We start from the raw sequence: 21,341 nt of genomic DNA on the forward strand, positions 1-21,341 counted from the left end.
CCGGGATACATGGAAAGATGTTGAGGCTGACTATATAGCCCAAAACGTGCTGGACGCCGTTAGGTGGATTATTAATGACTTATATCTCACCAAATGAGCCGCGAAACATGGGGTATTGTAAAAGGCCATCACATATAGTATAATCTCTAATATGAGCGGCAGCTTCTGCCGCTTTATTTATAGCGATCAGAGGAGTTATAAACAGATGCATAGAATAGGGCTGATGGGAGGCACTTTCGACCCCATACATTATGGTCATTTGGTCACGGCTGAAGAAATCCGGGATAAATTCAATTTAGAGAAAGTGATATTTGTGCCGTCTGGTCATCCGCCTCATAAAATAGAACGGCATGTATCCGACCAGGAACACAGATACTTGATGACGTTTCTGGCTACAGCTCCTAATCCTTTTTTTGAGGTATCACGTATGGAAATAGATCGGCAGGGGCCGACTTATACCATAGATACCATAAAGCAGTTTAAGGCCGAGTATGGCGATGAATATGAGTTTTATTTTATTACCGGCGCCGATGCTATATTTGAGATATTGACGTGGAAGGATGCCGAACAATTGCTTGGGCTTTGTGAGTTTATAGCTGCGACGCGGCCGGGTTTTAACAATAACGATATAAGGGCTCAATTGGAACATATAACATCGCGATACGGTAAAGAGGTTTACTCGGTGGAGGTGCCGTCGCTGGCCATATCTTCTACCGATATAAGGCAACGAATACGTGAGGGACGGCCGATAAAATATTTATTGCCGGAATCGGTGGAATATTATATAAAAAAGTGCAACCTTTATATTAAGTGAGATGTATGATGGAACTGGAATATATAGAGCAAAGGATCAAAGAGATGTTAACCCCCTGCCGGTTTGAGCATTCATTGGGCGTGCGCGAGGCTGCCGTACATTTGGCAAATATATATGGAGCGGATCGCGATAAGGCCGCTTTAGCCGGATTGGTGCACGATTGCGCTAAAGATTTGGGTTATCAACAGATGAAGGAATTGATGATAAAGTATGGTATGGAGTTGGATGATGTGAGCCGCCGCGAACCCTCGCTTATACATGGGCCGCTCGGAGCTTACATAGCGCACGATATGTTTGGTATAAACGATGAAGAGGTGTTGAACGCTATACGTTATCATACCACAGGCAGGCCGGGTATGGGATTGCTGGAGCAAATAGTGTACCTTGCCGATTATATAGAGCCCAATCGGGATTTCCCCGGTGTGGATAAGCTGCGCGAGGTGTCCGAGAAGGATTTGAATAAGGCGTTACTTATGGCGTTCGATAATACCATAATGCGCGTTATATCTCGTAAGCGCTTATTGCATCCGAATACGATATTTGCCAGAAACGATTTTATAATGCATTTGAGTCCAAAGGAGTGACCTAGATATAGATAAAAAATTTATAAGGAATTTTTGTATAATAGCCCATATAGACCATGGCAAGTCCACGCTGGCCGACCGCTTGATAGAAAGGACCGGAGCGGTGGCCCAGCGCGATATGCAGGCCCAGCTATTAGACACAATGGAAATAGAACGCGAACGCGGCATAACTATAAAGGCCCAGGCCGTACGGCTGGCGTATAAGGCAAAAGACGGCAATATCTATCAGCTTAATCTTATAGATACGCCGGGGCATGTGGACTTCACATATGAGGTATCCCGCAGCCTTGCGGCGTGCGAAGGGGCTGTACTGGTGGTCGATGCTACGCAGGGCATAGAAGCTCAGACATTAGCCAATGTATATCTGGCAATGGAGCATGACCTTGAGATAATACCGGTTATAAACAAGATAGACCTTCCCAGCGCTGATCCGAATATGGTGCGCCGTGAGATAGAAGAAGTCCTCGGGCTGGATGCCGCAGGTGCACCGCTCATATCAGCCAAGATGGGTACAGGCATAGAAGAGGTGCTGGAGCAGATAGTGCAGCGCATACCGCCACCTGCGGGAGAGGAGAGTGCGCCGCTGAAGGCTCTTATATTCGATTCATATTATGACCCTTATAAAGGCGCTGTGGCTTATGTAAGGGTGAAGGATGGATATATACAGCCCGGTATGACCATAAAGATGATGTCGTCGGGTATGATGTTCGATGTTACTGAGGTGGGCGTATTTGCTCCGCGACTGCAGCCTACCGAGCGCTTATCTGTGGGTGAGGTGGGCTATGTGGCAGCCAGCATGAAAGATGTGAGAGATACGCGCGTCGGCGATACCATAACCGATGCGGCAAGGCCCGCCGATAAACCACTGCCCGGCTATAAGAAGGTTACGCCTATGGTATATTGCGGCATATATCCCGCCGATGGCGCACATTACGAGGACCTTCGCGATGCGCTGGAAAAACTTCAGCTAAACGATGCTGCGCTGGTGTTTGAACCGGAGAATTCGGCAGCGCTGGGTTTTGGCTTCAGATGCGGCTTTTTAGGACTGTTGCATATGGAGATAGTACAAGAACGGCTGGAGCGCGAATACGATATGGATTTGGTTACCACGGCTCCCAGCGTTATATACAGGATTATAAAGAGCGATGGAAGCGAGATGATGCTGGATAACCCGACCAATATGCCGCCTACGACTGAAATCGATCATATAGAAGAACCGGTGGTGGAAGCGCAGATAATGACACCGTCGGATTATGTGGGCGCCATTATGGAGCTATGTCAGGAGCGGCGCGGCGTATTCAAAGATATGTCATATTTGGATGAAAAGAGGGTGGTGCTCAGATACGAGCTCCCTCTTAACGAGATCATATTCAATTTCTTTGATGCATTAAAATCCAGGACCAGAGGCTACGCCTCGCTGGACTATGAGCTCAAAGGCTATAAAGAATCCGACCTTGTCAAACTTGATATATTGCTCAACGGCGAAGTAGTGGATGCTTTGTCCACCATCGTCCATCGAGATAAAGCGTATGCTAGAGGAAGGGCGATAGCGGAAAAGCTCAAGGAGGTCATCCCGCGCCAGCTTTTTGAGATACCCATACAGGCGGCTATAGGCCAAAAGATCATTGCCCGGGAAACGATCAGTGCATTGCGCAAAGACGTATTGGCGAAATGCTATGGCGGCGATGTTACGAGGAAACGCAAGCTATTGGAAAAACAAAAAGAGGGCAAAAAACGTATGCGCCAGGTGGGATCGGTGGAATTACCTCAGGAGGCCTTTATGGCCGTATTGAAGGTGGATTGATTGTCTAACTCGATAGGATTGTATGTCCATATACCGTTTTGTGCCAAGAAATGCTTATATTGTGACTTTACATCATATGCAGGCGTATTGGCTAAACAGTACGTGTATAAGGACGCAATAATAAAGGAAATGGGTATGCGTGCCAATATGATCGGCGATAAGCGCATATCCACTATATTTATAGGCGGCGGCACACCTAGCATAATCGATACGGCTGTTATAAATGCAATAATAGATGAGGTGCGCAAAAACTTTCATGTAGAGCAAGATGCCGAGGTGACTATCGAAATAAACCCCGGTACAGTGAATGCCAAAAGTCTGACGGATTATAGGGCTATGGGAATCAATCGCCTTAGCATAGGCCTTCAAGCGTGGCAAGACGAGCTATTGAAGGCCATAGGGCGCATTCACACATCCGCTGAATTCGTGGATTCTTACAATGAAGCAAGGAAGGCTGGATTCGATAATATCAATGTGGATCTCATGTTCGGCTTACCGCAGCAAACCATAGGCCAATGGATACATACATTGCAGGCTGTGGTATCGCTGGGGCCTGAGCATATCTCGTGCTATGACCTTCAGATAGAAGAGGGTACGCGGATGTACAAAATGGTGGCCGATGGTGATATAAAGCCGCTGGACGAGGATGCCGACAGGCTTATGTATAAAACGGCTGTCGAGCTATTGGGAAATGAAGGTTATGAACGTTATGAGGTTTCTAATTTTGCAAAACCAGGTTTTAGATGCAGGCACAACCTGAATTATTGGTACAATGGCCATTATGTTGGCCTTGGTTGCGCTGCCCATTCATATTTGAACCATATAAGATGGGCCAATATGTCCGGCTTGCAATCGTATATAGACACCGTATCTGACGATAATATTCCGATGGATTTTGAAGAATATATAGATCATGATACTGAAATGTTTGAAACGATGATGCTGGGGCTTAGGACAAGTGAAGGGGTTAATAAGAAGCTCTTTGAAGAGCGTTTTGGAATACAGCTGTATCAACGCTATGGCCATGCTATAGATAAATTGTCTGCTATGGGATTGATGTGCGATGATGAAAGCGCTGTAAAGGTCAGCGATAAAGGTATGGATGTGCTGAACAGCGTGCTGGTGGAATTTTTGCCATAGAATATTGACAAAAATTTTAGGAAGTGTTATCTTTATTTATAGATTAGCACTCTATTGATGTGAGTGCTAATCAGTCGGTAATATTTTGTATTTTGGCAAATGGGGGAGTGAAAATGGAATTAAATGAGCGCAAATTGATGATTTTGCAGGCTATAGTGGAAGATTATATCATGACCGGAGAGCCTGTGGGTTCGCGCACCATTGCCAGAAAGCATGGCTTGGGTTTGAGTTCGGCTACTATACGCAATGAAATGTCAGACTTAGAGGAAATGGGGTACTTGGAGCAGCCGCATACATCGGCCGGCAGGGTACCATCCGATAAAGGCTACAGATTTTATGTTGATCGCTTGATGCGTGCAAGGACGCTTTCCAAAGCCGAGATCGAGAGCATAAAATCGCGTTATAATCAGCGCTTGGGTGCTGTGGAGCAAATAATTACGGAAACAGCCAGGATATTGGCTGACAATACCAACTATACGTCGCTTGTATTGGCGCCAAGGCTTAACTGCGTCAGAATAAAGCACGTGGAATTAGTACCCATAAGCGGTAATGTTGCTCTTATAGTTATCGTCACCACTGCCGGCATAGTAAAAGATAGCTTTATAGCTGTACCCGATGGTATAGACGATGATATGCTGCACAGAATATCGGTAGCCATATCCGAAAGGGTTAATGGCCATATGCCTAGCGAACTGAGCACTGATATGCTCAACGATCTGGAAACTGAATTGATGCGCGACAGGCACATGTTTAACATGATACTGGATAGTATCATAAACAGCCTTTTAGCATCACAGGAACGCGATTTATATATGGAAGGGGCTAATAATATCTTTAATTTTCCGGAATATAACGATTTAATAAAGGCGCGGGCCTTTCTCGATATATTGGAAGATAAAAAAGTTCCGATAGAGTTATTGGCCACTACCATGAACAACGACGTGAGTATAATAATAGGTTCAGAGAATGCATATAAGGAACTGCAGGATTATAGCGTTATTACAGCTACTTACAGATTGGGCGATCAGATAATAGGTACTATAGGTGTATTGGGGCCCAAACGCATGGAATATTCTCATGCATTATCTACCGTAAGGTTTTTGAGGAATAAATTAAGCGACATCCTCACTAAAATAGGCCAATAGGAAAGGAGCAGGTTTTTTATGAGCGATGAGTTTGAAACCAATAAGCAATGTTGCGATGCAGATGATGAATGCTGCAAAGCGGATGAAATAGTGATGGAAAGCGGCGAGGGCGCCGACGACGTTGCCAAGCAGCTAAAAGAAGAGATAGCTTTGCTAAAGCAACAGGTCGAGTCGAATTCGAAACAAGCCGATGAGTATAAAGATTTACTGCAAAGGGTGCAGGCTGATTTTGATAATTATCGTAGGCGTAATGCCGGCGCTGTGCAGGATGCTTACAAAAACGGTATGTTGGACGCTGTAAAGCAATTTCTACCGGTATTGGATAACCTCGAAAGAGCGATAAAGGCGTCTGAATCGTCGCAGGATTTCAAAACGCTGGTTGATGGCATCGACATGGTGGTAAAGCAATTCCATGATGTCATGAATAAAATGGGCATAGAAGAGATAGAAGCTCTAGGCAAGCCGTTTGACCCAAATCTTCATGACGCGGTTATGTCGGTGGATAAAGATGGCGATCAAGATTCCAATACTGTAGTGGAGGTTTTTCAGAAGGGTTATAAAGTCGATGATAAAGTATTGAGACATAGTTTAGTTAAAGTTACAAATTGATTTTGTATAAATATATTAATTGAACATGATGAGGAGGATATAAAATATGGCAAAAATTATAGGGATAGATTTGGGGACTACGTTTTCGTGCGTAGCCGTTTTAGAAGGCGGTGAGCCTGTAGTCATACCGAATTCTGAAGGAACAAGGACCACGCCTTCTGTAGTGGCATTTACAAAAGAAGGAGAGCGTCTGGTAGGATGGCCTGCCAAGCGTCAGGCTGTTATCAATCCGGAACGCACTATAATGTCCATAAAGAGGGATATGGGCACCAATCGTCGGATTAAGATAGATGATAAGGAATATACGCCGCAGGAAATATCGGCTATGATACTTCAGAAATTAAAGCAGGATGCTGAAAGTTATCTTGGCGAGCCTGTGACCCAAGCCGTCATAACGGTGCCAGCATATTTCTCTGATAGCCAGAGACAGGCCACGAAGGATGCCGGCAAGATAGCCGGATTAGAGGTTTTGAGGATTATAAACGAGCCTACGGCCGCAGCGCTGGCTTATGGTTTGGATAGAGAAGGCACGCAGAAGATACTGGTGTACGATTTGGGCGGCGGTACTTTCGATGTGTCTATTCTTGAGATAGGCGAAGGCGTATTTGAAGTATTGGCCACTAGCGGCAATAACCGTTTGGGCGGCGATGACTTCGATCAGCGTATCATGGATTACCTTGCCGACCAATTTAAAAAAGAAACCGGCATAGATTTGCACTCCGATAAAATGGCCATGCAGCGTTTGAAGGATGCTGCCGAGAAGGCCAAGATAGAGCTGTCCAGCGCTATGAGCACCAATATAAGCTTGCCGTTTATCACCGCCGATGCGAGCGGACCGAGGCATTTGGATACAGTGCTCACGCGGGCTAAATTTGAAGAATTGATATCTGACCTTATAGACAAGACAAAACAACCCGTACATCAGGCGCTAAAAGACGCCAATCTTACGCCGGATAAAATAGATAAGGTTATATTGGTGGGCGGTTCTACGCGAGTACCGATAGTACAGCAGACCGTAAAACAGATAATGGGCAAAGACCCATATAAAGGTATAAACCCGGATGAATGTGTGGCTGTAGGTGCTGCCATACAGGCTGGCGTACTGGGAGGAGAGGTAAAGGACGTTCTTCTGCTGGATGTAACGCCGCTGTCGCTCGGTATAGAAACATTGGGCGGTGTATTCACCAAGATAATCGAGCGCAATACTACCATACCTACCAAAAAGAGTCAGATATTCAGCACTGCTGCCGATGGGCAGACCAGCGTCGAGATACACGTACTGCAGGGCGAACGGCCTATGGCGGCAGATAATAAGACATTGGGCAGGTTCACGCTATCCGGTATACCGCCGGCACCTAGAGGCGTACCTCAAATAGAGGTAACGTTTGATATAGATGCCAATGGTATAGTACATGTATCGGCTAAAGATAAAGGAACGGGTAAAGAGCAGGCTATCACCATAACGGCGACGACCAATCTGTCCGATGAAGAGATAGATAAAGCGGTTAAAGAAGCCGAGCGTTTCGCCGAGGAGGATAGAAAGCGTAAGGAGCTTATCGAAGCCAGAAATAATGCCGAGTCTATAATATATCAAACGGAAAAAACCATGAATGAAATGGGAGACAAGATACCTGAGGCCGATAAGAAACGGTTGCAGGATGAGCTGGATAATCTTAAAAAGGTTAAAGATGCCGATGATGCCGATACTATAAAGAGCGCCATAGAAAAAGTAACGCAGATAAGCTACGAGGTATTCGGCAAGATATATCAAAGCGCCGGAGAAGAGGATAATGCATCAGATAATCCGGGCGATGATAATGTCCATACCGATTACGATGTGCATTAATTAAACCTTATGTAGCTGAGCAGTAAACGGCGTTTCAGTCTGCTGCTCAGCTAAATTAGCATTATGGCCATTGCCGAGCAGAGGTTCAGTTTCATAACTGTAGCGAGGCATATATGTATAGCCTATATAATGCAGCTTGACCGATATTAGAAAGGCGGTGAGTCAGGATTTGGCTTCTAAGGATTACTATGAAATATTAGGGGTAGATAAAAATGCCACCGATGATGATATAAAGAAAGCCTACAGGAGATTAGCCAAGCAATATCACCCTGATGTAAATAAAGAGGATAAAGATGCCGAGGCGAAATTTAAAGAAATAAATGAAGCTTATGAGGTATTGAGCGACCCGCAGAAGCGTGCTCAGTACGATCAATTTGGAACGGCCGACCCGAATGCCGCAGGTGGATTTGGCGGATTTGGTGGGTTTGGTGATTTTGGACAAAACCCGTTTGGCGATATATTTGATATGTTTTTCGGCGAGGGTTTCGGAGGCGGAAGACGCGACCGGCGCAACGCACCCCAAAGGGGGGCTGATATACGCTATGATATAGAGCTTACATTTGAGGAAGCGGCTTTTGGCACTAAAAAGGATATAAAAATAAACCGTACCGAACCATGTCCCGAGTGCGGCGGCAGCGGAGCTAAGAAAGGTACCAGTCCGGAGACGTGTCCGCATTGTCATGGCACGGGGCAGATACAGTTTGCCCAGAATACGGCTTTCGGCCGTTTTGTCACCAGCCGTACCTGTGACCGTTGCGGCGGCAAGGGTACCATAATAACCGACCCATGTCCACATTGCCATGGCAGGGGTACGGTTAAACGCCAGCGCACTGTCAGCATCAATATACCGGCAGGTATAGACGACGGACAGATACTCACACTGTCCGGAGAAGGCGAATTGGGGAAGAATGGCGGCAGCCCTGGAGATTTGCTCATAGCTGTCAAAGTAAAGCCGCACAAAGTATTCCGGCGTCAAGGTGCCGATGTTTACTGCGATGTACCAATATCGTTTGTTACTGCGGCATTGGGCGGCGATATCGAGGTATTGACACTGGATGGCAAGATAAAGTATCATATACCCGAAGGCACGCAGCCAGGGACGCAATTTAAGCTAAAAGGGAAGGGTATACCATATATACGCGGCTACGGCAGAGGCGATCAGTATATAAACGTTATAGTGGATATACCAAAAGGTTTGACACAGGAGCAGAAGGATATTTTGCGCCAATTCGAGGCATCATACTATAACGGCGATAGCAGTGAGAAGAAATCGTTTTTCACCAAGGTGAAAGATGCTTTAGGAGGTTGAAATCATGGATTGGGTAGAGATATCTATAAAGACCGGCGCTGAAACAGTGGAGATAGCTTCAAATATTTTATATGACGCCGGTGCCAGCGGCGTAGTGATAGAGGATCCTAGGGACATAGTGGATTTGCAGCATGGCGATGCTAATTGGGATTATGTTGATGAAGATCTGTTAAGACAGGCTGTGGAGGATCGCGTGGTTGTGAAAGGATATCTCCCCCATGGTAACGACCTTTATGATAAGATCGAGGAGATTCGTGCAAGAGTGGCTGATATGGGCAATTATGGCCTGGATGCCAAGGATAGTACGGTGGTGCTGGCCGATGTGCACGATGAGGATTGGGCTAATAATTGGAAACAATACTATAAGCCGACGCGCGTTGGGGTGCATATGGTCATAAAACCAACGTGGGAGTCATATAAGCCGGCGGGCGATGATATAGTGGTGGAATTGGATCCGGGGATGGCTTTTGGTACAGGTACGCATGAGAGCACAATGCTGTGCCTTGAGCTATTGGAGAGCCATATGATCGCCGACAGCAGCATTATAGATGTGGGTTGCGGCAGCGGTGTACTATCTATCGCGGCAGCCAAGCTTGGCGCAAAAAAAGTGTTGGCGCTGGATGTTGATCCTGTGGCCGTCAGGGTGGCCAGCGAGAATGCAAAGATCAATGGCGTCGAAAATATAGTAGAAGTCCGGCAAAATGACTTGTTGAATGAGGTCGAGCTGCAGGCCGATATCATAGTAGCAAATATAGTTGCCGATGTTATAATAAGGCTTCTGCCTCAAATACCGGCGCGTCTTAAAAAACCCGGATTATTCATAGCATCCGGCATAATAAAAGATAGGGCTGACGATGTTAAAGCTGCAGTGGAAGGCATGGGATTTACTATAGAGGACGTAGCGGATGCCGGCGAGTGGGTGGCTTTTGTATGCCGAAGGTAGCCTTTTATACATTGGGATGCAAGGTTAACCAATATGAATCCGAGGCTATGGTTGGTTTGTTTCGGCAGGCCGGTTATGAGATAGTGCCCTTTGAAGAGGATGCTGATGTATATGTCATAAATACGTGTACTGTAACGAATATTAGCGATCGCAAGTCCAGGCAGATGATAAGGCGGGCAGTCAGGCAAAATCCGAATGCTATTGTGGCAGTGACCGGTTGTTATACGCAACGGGCCGCCGACGAGGTATTATCCATAGAGGGCGTGGATTTAATAATAGGTACTGACGAGCGCCATAATATAGTGGAGCTTGTTCAAAAAGCGCATGGTGCTGATGGGCCGATAAATGCCGTAAAAGATATAAGGAATGTTAAATCGTTCGAGGAGATGCCTATAGAATCATATGAGGGCAAGGCGAGGGCTTTTGTGAAAATAGAGGATGGCTGCGACCGTTACTGCACTTATTGCATCATACCGTATGCAAGGGGACCGGTGAGAAGTCGTGCGCCGCAGGATATAATTGATGAGGTGAGCAGGTTAAGCCGGTCGGGGTTTAAGGAGATAGTGTTGACCGGCATACATGTGGCCTCATATGGCAAGGATATAGGCGGTATAGCACTTATAGACATTATAGAGAGAGTACACGGAATAGAAGGCATAGAGCGCATCAGATTGAGCTCTGTAGAACCTACAACATTGGATGATGGCTTTATAACAAGGGTAAAAAAACTGCCCAAAGTGTGCCCGCATTTTCACATATCGTTGCAAAGCGGTTGCGATGCGGTGCTGCGCCGCATGGGACGGCGTTATACAACCGCTATGTATAAAGATATAGTGAGCAGGCTCAGAGAGGCTGTACCCGATGTGGCCATAACTACCGATATAATAGTGGGTTTTCCAGGTGAGACCGATAAAGAATTTGAGCAAACGCTGGCATTTGTAAAAGAAATAGCCTTTAGCCAGGTGCACGTATTTCCGTATTCCCCCAGAAAGGGCACGCCTGCCGCGAAGTTTAAGGATCAGGTGCCGCCGCATATAAAGGAACAAAGGTCGCATATGATGTTGCGGATGGCTCATGAGCTGAAGATGTCGTTTATGCGGTCGCATATAGGCAGGACTATGCCTGTGTTGTTTGAACATGAGATAGAAGATGGTTATTATGAGGGCTTAACGCCGAATTATATACGAGTGGTAATGCATTCTGATACAGATATAAGCGGTCGGATAATAAACGTGCAGTTGAACAAGGCAGAGGATGATTATATTGAAGGAGGGATAGAAGATGGCGGATTGCGTATTTTGCAAGATAGCGTCTGGTGAGATTCCCAGCCAAATGGTATATCAAGACGATGCGGTGGTAGCTTTTAAGGATGTTAACCCTCAGGCGCCTATTCATATACTTATAATACCGCGGCAACATATACCGTCATTAATGGATCTGGATGAAAGCAATGCAGCGATAATAGGTCATATTATGCTGGTGGCTAAAAATCTGGCTCGGCAATTTGGCATAGATCAAGGAGGCTTTCGCATAGTTTCGAATTGCGGTGCCGATGCGGGCCAGAGTGTCGACCATGTCCATTTCCACTTGTTGGGCGGACGTTCGCTGCAATGGCCTCCGGGCTGATACATTCTCTGGTGGCCTCTCCGCTCATAGGTAATCCTTCACTTCGCGCTATGACCAGGCTCGGTAACTGATTAGTCTCCGGCTCATATGTTTCGGATGCAGTGAAACTATAGCTCGCTTCGGACATTTCCAAAGCGCCGATAATATTTTAGCATTTTACTACTTTAGGGCGGGACATTGCTTCTATACTCCCAAGTTAATTTGGCTGCGCTGGGAAATGTTAATCCTACGCTTCGCTAAGTTTCACTAGCATCCTTTCACAAAATCGCCTTGAGACTAATCGTTACCTTCGCCTGATTACTGATTGAATCCTATATTCCGAATCGCACAGGTAACCAGGTAATCGCATCTACTTGCTTTATCGGACGATGCGTTATATAATATCGCTTGGGATATGTTCCCTAGATTATATAATGTTCAAGGAGGTATTTTGCTATGAAATTAGGCGTATTTGAAGTGCTATTTGCCGGCATGAAGTTTGAGGATGCATTGGATTACATAGTCAAGTCGGGCGTGCAGGCGGTGGAGCTAGGGACCGGAGGTTTTCCAGGCAATGCTCATTGCAATCCCGATGTATTGTTGAATGATGAAGAGGCATTCAAAAAATTTAAGGATGCCATAAACTCCAGAGGCTTGGAGATAAGCGCTCTGAGCTGCCACGGCAATGCCGTTCATCCGCAGAAGGAAATAGCCCGGAAATTCCATGAGGACTTTGAAAAAACCGTATTATTGGCCGAGAAATTAGGCTTGAATCGTATAATAACATTCTCCGGATGTCCGGGTGATTCGGAAGGCTCTATGTACCCCAATTGGGTTACATGCCCATGGCCGGAAGACTTTCTGAAAATACTGGATTATCAATGGAATGAAAAACTTATACCCTATTGGGAAAATGCTGTGAAATTTGCCAATGATCATGGTGTAACCAAGATAGCGTTGGAAATGCATCCGGGTTTTTGCGTATATAACCCTGAGACATTATTGAAGTTAAGGAATGCTGTGGGTGATACAATAGGTGCTAATTTCGATCCCAGTCATCTTTTCTGGCAAGGTGTCGATCCGGTGTACGCTATAAGGCAGCTCGGCGATGCAATATACTTCTTCCATGCTAAGGATACTAGAATAGATGAGATAAATACAAAGACTTACGGCGTATTGGATACCAAGCATTACAGCGATGAGATTCATCGTTCGTGGATATTCCGCTCGGTCGGCTATGGCCATGACTATCAGGTTTGGAAGGATATAGTCAGCAACCTGCGTATGGTAGGTTACGACGATGTATTGAGCATAGAGCATGAGGATAGCTTGTTGTCCGGAAACGAAGGTTTCCAGAAGGCTGTCGCTTTCTTGAAGGATGTATTGGCTACAGAACCGGTCAGCGGTATGTGGTGGGCATAAGACATGATTTGAAACGGCAGGGGCATGGATATTGTGTCATGTTCTTGCCATTTATTTATTCAATAAAGGGGGAAAGGTTCAGTCATGAAAGAGCTCAATGTAGGTCTGGTGGGATATAAGTTCATGGGCAAGGCGCACAGCCATGCCTATAAAGACGTCGGCATGTTCTTCGATGTGCCTATACAGCCGATTATGAAAGCCATATGCGGTCGCGATGAGGCAGGAGTAAAAGAGGCTGCACGTAAATTCGGGTGGGGAAGCTATGAGGTTTCATGGGAAAAACTAGTGAACAGAAGCGATATAGACCTTATAGATATAACTGTACCAAGCAACGCACATAAGGACATAGCTATAGCTGCCGCTCAGGCAGGTAAACATGTCTTTTGTGAAAAACCGTTGGCGTTAACGTTGGCTGACGCCCGTGAGATACAGGCTGCAGTGGAAAAAAGCGGCGTCAAGCATATGATAGGATTCAATTATCGGAGAGCGCCTGCCATACAACTGATAAAAAAGCTTATTGATGAAGGGAAATTGGGTAAAATCTATCATTTCAGAGGATTTTATTTGCAGGATTGGATCATAGATCCGGATTTTCCGTTGGTATGGAGGCTTCAAAAGGAAGTGGCCGGTTCCGGTTCATTAGGCGATCTGGGAGCGCATCTTATAGATATGGCCCGATATCTTGTCGGTGAATTCGACGAGGTGATGGGTATGAGCGAAACATTTGTAAAAGAGCGCCCCATGGTCAGCGAAATGACCGGCTTGAGCGGTAAAGCAGCGGATAATAGCCCTAAGGTACCGGTTAATGTCGATGATGCGACCGTATTTATAGGGCGTTTTAAGAATGGAGCACTGGGCGTGATAGAGGCCACGCGCTTTGCCGCAGGGCATAGGAACGGCATGTGGTTTGAAATAAACGGCAGCAAAGGCAGTGTGAGATTCGAGTTTGAGCGCATGAACGAGCTGCAGTATTATTCCGTTGAGGATGAAGAAGGCGTTCAAGGTTTCAGGACCATACAAGTAACAGAACCGGTGCATGCATATATGCAGGCGTGGTGGCCGGCCGGGCATGTTATAGGATATGAGCATACCTTTATACACGAGGTGTATGACCTGATAAATGCTATAGCCTCCGATAAAATGCCGGAACCGAATTTCTATGACGGTGTGAAATGCCAGCAGGTGCTGGAGGCGGTTGACGCATCTGTGGCGGAAAGGCAATGGATTAAAGTAGACGATATATAATATAAATTATAGTTTAAGAGGCTGTACAGCCTCTTAAACTATAGGTTAAAGGCCTGCCGCAACAATGTCATTGCGGTTTCTTCCTGCTCGCGGTCTATCACACAGGATATCTTGGTTTCCGATGTTGTTATAAGCTTTATCCTTATGTCCTCTTGCGCCAATACGTCGAATATCTTGGCCGCTATACCTGGTTGACGTTCCATGCCGCTGCCCTCTATTGTGAGCTTGGATATACCGCCGAATATATCTATGCGGAAAGAATCACTTTGTTTCTTAAATCTGCTCATAGCGCTTATAGCATCGTTTAAGTCGGTTTCGGGTATGGTGAAGGATATATTTATCAAGCCTTCTACAGGCGTGGTTTGGCTTATCATATCGACGTTTATATGTTTGTCGGCTAATGAATTGAACACATCCGCTATTACACGCGCGCTGTGAGGTATAGCGTTCAGCGTTATCATAGCCTCTTCATTGGAAACATACAGATTGGTAACAGCGCTCTTCTCCAGCATGAGATCCACCATATTGTATAATCCGGCCGGTTTATTTACTATAAACTTAGCGGCATTCAGGGCGCCTACCGCAAATATGTCCCTGGATTGAGCAGTATGTGTCAATTCCAGCACTTCGTCATGGCCGGCCAGGATTACTGAGTGTTCACCGGCCATAGTGCCGCCTCGTATAGCGTGTATCCCTATTTCATCAGCGGAGCGTTTGGCGGATGTGCCGTAACGGCCATATGTAAAGCGTTTGCGATCCAAAAGCACTTCGTTTATGGCTTCGGCTATCGACAGCGCCGTACCGCTGGGCGCATCCTCTTTCTGGTTGTGATGCTTTTCAATGATTTCTATATCGAATGCATTGCCGAGTACAGACGCAGCCCTTCTGGCAAGATCTATGAGCACATTTACGCCAAGCGACATATTGGATGAAGTAAATACTGCTATCTCATCGGCAGCGCGTGCTATGGCCGCCCGGTTTTCATCGTTCATGCCGGTAGTGGCTATAACCACGGCCAGATGATGTTCCTTGGCGTAGTCCAGTATGGAGGGCAGCGCCTCGGGCCGTGAGAAATCTATTATAACATCAGCAGATATATCGGTGCATTGGCTTAATGCGCCGCAGGTAGGAAATGGATTATTTATGGCGTCGGGGAATTTATCCACGCCGGCAACAATAGCCACATCGGGATCAGATGCGGCCGTTTTGGCCACGACCTGTCCCATGCGTCCATTGCATCCGTTTAATATAATATTTATCATATAACGATGTTGCACCTCATTTCAATTCAAATCCGTATTCTATCATGCGCTGCCTCAGAAATGCCAGATTGCTTTCAGACATCTCGGTTAGCGGGAGCCTTAGATTACCGACGTCAAAGCCCATAAGGTTTAATGCTGTCTTTACCGGTATCGGGTTTACTTCTATAAACAATGCTTCTACCAATGGATTTAGCTTAAACTGGAGTTGGCGGCTACCCTCTATATCGCCGTTTAAGAATTTCACAACCATGTCGTGCGTATCCTTTGGCGCTATATTAGCTACGACCGATATGACGCCTTTGCCGCCCAACGATAATATGGGTACCACCTGGTCGTCGTTGCCGGAATAAATATCGATTCTGTCGCCGCATAACCGCGCCATCTCGGCTACCTGGACGATGTTGCCGCTGGCCTCTTTCATACCTGCTATGTTTTTTATATGGGATAGTCGTTCTAGCGTGGCCGGTGTCATATTAAGGCCGGTGCGGCTGGGAACATTGTATATTATAATCGGTATGTCCACTGCATTGGCTATTGCGGTATAATGTTCTACCAATCCTTTTTGCGTAGTCTTATTATAATAAGGCGTTACTATGAGCAGCGCGTCGGCGCCGAGCTGCTGGGCATCAACCGAGGCTTCTATCACCTCGGCTGTGTTATTGCCGCCGGTGCCGGCTATGACGGGTATACGATGATTTATTCTTTCTATAGCAAACTTTATGGTATCATGTTTTTCTTTAGCAGTCATAGTAGACGGTTCGCCCGTAGTGCCGCATACTATAAGGGCATCGGTGGTGCCGGCTATCTGAAACTCTATCATTTGTTCCAATGTATCAAAGTTTACGCCATCTTTTGTGAATGGCGTAACTAAGGCTACACCTGATCCTGTAAAAACGCTCATATGATTGGCCTCCTTCTTTATTTTTCCCACATCTTTATAAGCTCTTGGGCAATTTGCACAGCGTTGGTCGCAGCACCTTTCCTTATATTATCGGCCACTACCCAAAGATTAACACCGCTCTCCACGCTTTCGTCGCGGCGTATGCGCCCTACAAATACCTCGTCTTTATCCTCAGCCAGTATGGGCATAGGGTATATGTTATTTGCGGGGTCATCCATTACCACAATGCCGGGGGCATGCGATAATGCATCGCGCAGCTCGTCAAGGTCGAATTCATTGTAAAATTCTACATTTATCGATTCGCTGTGCCCGTAATATACCGGTACGCGTACAGTGGTGGCTGTTATCTTTAAGCTGTTATCGCCCAGAATCTTGCGCGTTTCATTTACCATTTTCATTTCTTCTTTAGTATATCCGTTAGGCAAAAATACATCTATATGTGGTATACAATTGCCGGCTATAGGATATGGAAATTTTTTTGGAGGTTCGCCGTTAATTCCATTTTTGAGGTCATTGTAACCTCCCATACCGGCACCTGACACCGCCTGATAAGTGGAATACACTATGCGTTTTATTTTATAGCGGTCGTGCAATGGTTTTAGGGCTACAACCGCCTGTATGGTGGAACAATTGGGATTGGCTATTATGCCATGATGCCATGATATATCATGCGCGTTTACTTCCGGCACCACCAATGGTACGGAATCATCCATGCGCCATGCGGCACTGTTATCTATAACCACTGCTCCAAGGGAAGCAAATTTAGGCGCGAATTCCAAGCTGGTACTGCTGCCGGCAGAGAATAGCGCTATATCGATTTTCTTATTCATTATATTGGCGTCAGTGAGTTCTTCGACAATGTACGTATTGCCCATGAATTCTAATTGTTTACCGGCTGAGCGTGCTGATGCAAACATATAATAATTTTCTACAGGTAATTGTCGTTCCTCCAATACTTGAAGAAACTTGCGGCCTACCATGCCGGTTACGCCTACTATTGCCAAATTATATTTTTTCATTCTGATGCGTAGCAGAGCATAAAGGGCTCTACTGCCTCCTTTCTATTAATAAAAAGCAGCCGGGGGTTTGCTACCGGCTGCTTAAATAGCTTTTATCGCTATTCAATGCAACAGATAGCTCTCCATCAACCTAAAGTTGACGACAGACCGACGATTATTAACCGGCGATCCAGGCTCTGGGCTATTCAGGGTTCCCATGCCTTCGGCACCTTTTCCTTTCATATCGTATCAATGGCCCTGAAAACCTCAACGGTATTACTATTAAAAGGTGCGCCTCTATCCTGTTTTCCATATTCAATTCAACGCTATTATATCATACGGTAAACAGCAGTGCAAGGCGATTATATTAATTCACAATTTATATTAAATGTAGTATTTAATATGCCATGTGAGCATAGGGTATGCACATCCCTCCTTGTGTTCATAGAATCGGGTCTGGCCATCCAAGGCTCTATGCATACGAAATTCTTCCCTTCCAAAGACCATATTACCACATATTTGAAGATATCATCGTAGTTTAATGATACAACCCAGCCGTCGGCCTTATTGGTCATAGATACGCCTCTGGCATGGGCATCCAATAATATCATATTCACCTCGGGAGCGGAAAAGTCTATATTATTCGGATCTTTTATATCTTTAAGGCGTCCATCTACCGAATCCCAAAAATGCAAGGCTCCGGTATCGAATGCGAGCGCGGTTTTATCGCTTGTATAGAAGTACGGATGAAACCCGGCATAAAATGGCATGTCCTTGTCGCTGTCATTTATGTAGCTTTGATGTATAGCAAGGCCGTTGTCGGTTAACTCATACCTGTATATCAGGCGGAAGTCGAACGGGTAAGACTTTTTAGTCTGTTCGTTGGATTTAAAGCATAGCGTCATATCGACCCCATGCTCCCCGACGAAACTATCTATAACCGTCCATTTAGCCCTTCTGGCAAGGCCGTGCTGCGGCATATTATACGATATACCGTCTATTTTGTAACATTCATCCTGCAACCAGCCGCATATTGGGAATAATACCGGTATGCCGCCCCTTATATTTTTAGAAACATCGTATAATGTTTCCGGTTCAAGATAAAGTATCATCTTTCCTTTATAAAAGAAGCTGGTTATTATACCCCCACGGTCGGGTACTACTTTTATGAAAGTATCATCATCGCCCAGTTTATAGGTTTCAAATACGTCTATGTAGCGTTCTATGCTATACATGTGGATTAATTCCTCCTAATCTAATTTCGTTACTATTTGGTCAGCTTATATCGATATTATACCATATACGATATTTAAATGACAAAAGCCGATGCGCTGCTTTGCACATCGGCTTTATAATTTCAGGGAAGGGATTATGTGATATTTGCTATGCCTTGGTGCCTGCATTAGTGCTGGACGATTGTGTTGCCACAGGGGTTACTACATACTTCCATACTAAATCCAATACTATAGCACCTATAATGCCTCCGACTATGTTATACTCATTTATAAGTGCCCAATCGCCGAGGACTACGTCGCCCAGCCATGCACCTACCAAATCCACTATCAATAATGCCAGATATCCACCCCATGGTCTTCTGGATTTAAGTACTACAAAGTTAGATAAAAGCGATATTACGACACCGACTATAATTAACCAAACCCAATACATAACATACACCTCCTTTTGCGATTGTTTATCGTATTCTTTTTTTATCCCTTCCCGTTATTTCTTCTTTCTAATTCGAATTATATTCATCATATTTTGTAATTTCAATAGGAAAATATAACTAATTTTATGTGGAATTCTTATAAAATTTTAAGGTTCAACAACGAATTTTATTATAAGCAGCATACCTGCCACTTTTATTCCTTATAATCCGACATTTCGCCACCTGTCTGCCAATGTATTTTTGTAGAATTAGTTAGACTTCGCAAAATTTAGCATTTCCTTTTATGAATTGCTCCATCGCTTTGGCATTACTCCGATTATACCGCTCGATTCTAATGCTAAGGCTAAATATTTAGGCGAGCTGCCCCCAGGCGTTTTATGCCTTGATGATAGGCATAGGCTAGCTCACAAGGCATATCTCCTCGACATGAGCAATGAAAGCTACCGTATTCGGGAAACGAAGTGCTGGATGGAAAAGCAAAACGGTGGTAAGTCTGCCGACTGACTTTATATTATATTTTATGGCCAGTAAATTAGTGGACCATTTTTCGCTTGACAATAACATAAGCACATATAATCCACAATAAGAGGATAACTTCACTTATTTATCTAACGAACTGCCGTATACCAAATGGTACGTACGGTGGTATGAGAGGGAGGCGACTAGTCGCCTCCTCCTACTCGATTGCATTAGTAGTTAATCATTGACCTCAAGATTAGTTTCCTTTTAAGAAACCCAGCAACGATAGCAACGAACCGAAAATCAAGAAAATAAATGCTATAAATAAAAGTATAAATAAAAGTAGCTCAGATCCTTGAAGTTCTTCTGTCATATAGATATAAACCAGAGTTAGAGGAATACTTATAATTATCCATTGAATACCAAAAAGGCTAAGCTTAACGGAATTTATGGACTTAAAGTTTTTTACCAAATAATAAATGGAAACTATAAATATAACCAACAAAAATAGAATAAAAAATATTAAATACAACAAACTCACCTCCCAAATAATTAAAAAGGCGCATCAGAACCATTGAATGCTTTAAAGCTATATTGGCTATTAGTTATTGATATATTGACGCCAAAAGTTGTTGCAGACCCTCCAAAAGTGATACTGCTAATTTGTGCCGTTTGCCAAGTGTGCACATAAAAAGTTCGAGCACGACCGTTATAATTCACAAAGTTGTAATCGTAGGTAATTGATGCAGCAAATCCATCGCCCAGATAAGTTGTATCTGCAGGATCTGCCCATCCATCCCATCTTTTCAGCTTTATCACATCTTGATAATCGAAAGCAACGCCTAGCCTACCATCCCCGTGGCTTGGATTGTACGATTCTCTCGTCCATCCGTTATGATCCGTCCAGTAACCATAAGAGCTTAACACAGTACAATTATAAGTTCCAGAGGTATTGTAATATGTTATACCGACAGAATCATAATTACCGACGTTATTTGTTTGTTATTCCTTTAATAATCACCCAATGGAATCACCTCCAAATACAATTTAGAGTACTTTCGAAACCTCCGAAAGCGCTTAAAATCCATCTTAAAAACCCGACTGTTTGTATCTTGATAGGTAATCCTATTTTTTGAGCCAGTTACACAATTATGCGGTTTTCAATGTGCAATAACTCTGATTTATGTCATATTATGCTATGCTTTAACCCTTTGTTATGTTCTATTCCGATGTCATGATTACCGACATTATAGACGCAAATATAAAGGCATAGCTTATGATTGCACTATTGCACCAAGGACCGTTAAACGTCCTCAGGCAGCCGAATAAAACAATTCATATTTAGATTTTCTTTAGCCAGAGCCATCTCATCGGTTAATGTTAAATAAACCTGTACGATAGCGCCGAAATCATGTGAATAAAAAATTACCTCTTTTTTTTCATTTAATAAACTTATATCAAACCAATGGCATATGTGTACTGACGTTGGTATATTTTCGCGCCTTTTTAAAACTATTTCTATGGTATGTTTATTCACAGGACATATTATTTTTTCCATATGTAGATCCTCAATCAGATCTCTCGAA

Annotated in this window: 20 protein-coding genes, 1 pseudogene and 1 riboswitch; of the genes and pseudogenes, 13 read left to right on the forward strand and 8 right to left on the reverse strand. The window is 44.6% G+C overall.

The window, feature by feature from the left end; translation table 11 throughout:
• Positions 1–205: 205 nt before the first annotated feature.
• The 13 genes from nadD (at position 206) to JG770_RS06640 (ending at position 14,466) form a co-directional block, all read left to right on the forward strand.
• Positions 206–814 carry a nicotinate-nucleotide adenylyltransferase gene (gene nadD, locus JG770_RS06580; RefSeq protein WP_291956774.1) on the forward strand — a complete coding sequence of 203 codons (609 nt, stop codon included), beginning with the start codon at positions 206–208 and terminating at the stop codon, positions 812–814.
• 5 nt (positions 815–819) lie between these two features.
• Positions 820–1,398, forward strand: a complete 579-nt coding sequence (yqeK, locus tag JG770_RS06585) for a bis(5'-nucleosyl)-tetraphosphatase (symmetrical) YqeK (RefSeq protein ID WP_291956777.1) — start codon at positions 820–822, stop codon at positions 1,396–1,398.
• A gap of 7 nt (positions 1,399–1,405) precedes the next feature.
• Positions 1,406–3,202, forward strand: a complete 1,797-nt coding sequence (gene lepA / locus JG770_RS06590) for a translation elongation factor 4 (RefSeq protein WP_291956821.1) — start codon at positions 1,406–1,408, stop codon at positions 3,200–3,202.
• Positions 3,203–4,342 (forward strand): radical SAM family heme chaperone HemW, encoded by a 1,140-nt coding sequence (gene hemW / locus JG770_RS06595; RefSeq protein ID WP_291956779.1) that lies wholly within the window; start codon positions 3,203–3,205, stop codon positions 4,340–4,342.
• A gap of 113 nt (positions 4,343–4,455) precedes the next feature.
• Positions 4,456–5,487: a heat-inducible transcriptional repressor HrcA gene (gene hrcA / locus JG770_RS06600; protein WP_291956782.1), complete on the forward strand. Its 1,032-nt coding sequence runs from the start codon at positions 4,456–4,458 to the stop codon at positions 5,485–5,487.
• A gap of 18 nt (positions 5,488–5,505) precedes the next feature.
• On the forward strand, positions 5,506–6,096 hold the full coding sequence (gene grpE / locus JG770_RS06605; RefSeq protein ID WP_291956785.1) for a nucleotide exchange factor GrpE: 591 nt from the start codon (positions 5,506–5,508) through the stop codon (positions 6,094–6,096).
• A gap of 46 nt (positions 6,097–6,142) precedes the next feature.
• Positions 6,143–7,942 (forward strand): molecular chaperone DnaK, encoded by a 1,800-nt coding sequence (dnaK, locus tag JG770_RS06610; RefSeq protein ID WP_291956788.1) that lies wholly within the window; start codon positions 6,143–6,145, stop codon positions 7,940–7,942.
• 169 nt (positions 7,943–8,111) lie between these two features.
• On the forward strand, positions 8,112–9,251 hold the full coding sequence (dnaJ, locus tag JG770_RS06615) for a molecular chaperone DnaJ (RefSeq protein WP_291956791.1): 1,140 nt from the start codon (positions 8,112–8,114) through the stop codon (positions 9,249–9,251).
• Positions 9,252–9,255: 4 nt separating this feature from the next.
• A complete protein-coding gene (prmA, locus tag JG770_RS06620; RefSeq protein ID WP_291956794.1) occupies positions 9,256–10,194 on the forward strand; it encodes a 50S ribosomal protein L11 methyltransferase in 939 nt (312 codons plus the stop codon).
• Positions 10,182–11,513, forward strand: coding sequence for a tRNA (N(6)-L-threonylcarbamoyladenosine(37)-C(2))-methylthiotransferase MtaB (gene mtaB, locus JG770_RS06625; RefSeq protein WP_291956797.1), 1,332 nt, complete (start codon positions 10,182–10,184; stop codon positions 11,511–11,513). The genes prmA and mtaB overlap by 13 nt, the downstream gene beginning before the upstream one ends.
• Entirely contained in the window at positions 11,476–11,820 is a 345-nt protein-coding gene (locus JG770_RS06630; protein WP_291956799.1) for a histidine triad nucleotide-binding protein, read from the forward strand. The genes mtaB and JG770_RS06630 overlap by 38 nt, the downstream gene beginning before the upstream one ends.
• A gap of 435 nt (positions 11,821–12,255) precedes the next feature.
• On the forward strand, positions 12,256–13,221 hold the full coding sequence (locus JG770_RS06635; RefSeq protein ID WP_291956801.1) for a sugar phosphate isomerase/epimerase: 966 nt from the start codon (positions 12,256–12,258) through the stop codon (positions 13,219–13,221).
• An 84-nt stretch (positions 13,222–13,305) separates the two neighbouring features.
• Complete coding sequence (locus tag JG770_RS06640; protein ID WP_291956803.1) at positions 13,306–14,466, forward strand: Gfo/Idh/MocA family oxidoreductase; 1,161 nt, start codon at positions 13,306–13,308, stop codon at positions 14,464–14,466.
• Between the two features lie 38 nt (positions 14,467–14,504).
• Here JG770_RS06640 and JG770_RS06645 read toward each other — a convergent pair whose 3' ends face one another.
• The 8 genes and pseudogenes from JG770_RS06645 to JG770_RS06680 all read right to left on the reverse strand — a co-directional run.
• Complete coding sequence (locus JG770_RS06645; protein WP_363320948.1) at positions 14,505–14,990, reverse strand: ACT domain-containing protein; 486 nt, start codon at positions 14,988–14,990, stop codon at positions 14,505–14,507.
• Positions 14,976–15,728: pseudogene (gene dapB / locus JG770_RS06650) on the reverse strand (4-hydroxy-tetrahydrodipicolinate reductase); the annotation flags it as partial. The pseudogene dapB and the gene JG770_RS06645, both read right to left, overlap by 15 nt.
• 16 nt (positions 15,729–15,744) lie before the next feature.
• Entirely contained in the window at positions 15,745–16,629 is an 885-nt protein-coding gene (gene dapA / locus JG770_RS06655) for a 4-hydroxy-tetrahydrodipicolinate synthase (protein WP_291956805.1), read from the reverse strand.
• Positions 16,630–16,646: 17 nt separating this feature from the next.
• Complete coding sequence (locus tag JG770_RS06660) at positions 16,647–17,648, reverse strand: aspartate-semialdehyde dehydrogenase (RefSeq protein ID WP_291956807.1); 1,002 nt, start codon at positions 17,646–17,648, stop codon at positions 16,647–16,649.
• A gap of 107 nt (positions 17,649–17,755) precedes the next feature.
• Positions 17,756–17,935: riboswitch (Lysine riboswitch) on the reverse strand.
• A 54-nt stretch (positions 17,936–17,989) separates the two neighbouring features.
• Positions 17,990–18,862 (reverse strand): aldose epimerase, encoded by an 873-nt coding sequence (locus JG770_RS06665; protein WP_291956810.1) that lies wholly within the window; start codon positions 18,860–18,862, stop codon positions 17,990–17,992.
• A 148-nt stretch (positions 18,863–19,010) separates the two neighbouring features.
• Positions 19,011–19,295, reverse strand: coding sequence for a hypothetical protein (locus tag JG770_RS06670; RefSeq protein WP_291956813.1), 285 nt, complete (start codon positions 19,293–19,295; stop codon positions 19,011–19,013).
• A 1,012-nt stretch (positions 19,296–20,307) separates the two neighbouring features.
• Positions 20,308–20,574: a hypothetical protein gene (locus tag JG770_RS06675; protein ID WP_291956816.1), complete on the reverse strand. Its 267-nt coding sequence runs from the start codon at positions 20,572–20,574 to the stop codon at positions 20,308–20,310.
• Positions 20,575–21,058: 484 nt separating this feature from the next.
• Positions 21,059–21,341: hypothetical protein (locus JG770_RS06680; RefSeq protein ID WP_291956818.1), on the reverse strand; the 283-nt coding region annotated here is incomplete at its 5' end.

This window comes from Mahella sp. (genome assembly GCF_020054945.1).
GTDB lineage: Bacteria > Bacillota > Clostridia > Mahellales > Mahellaceae > Mahella.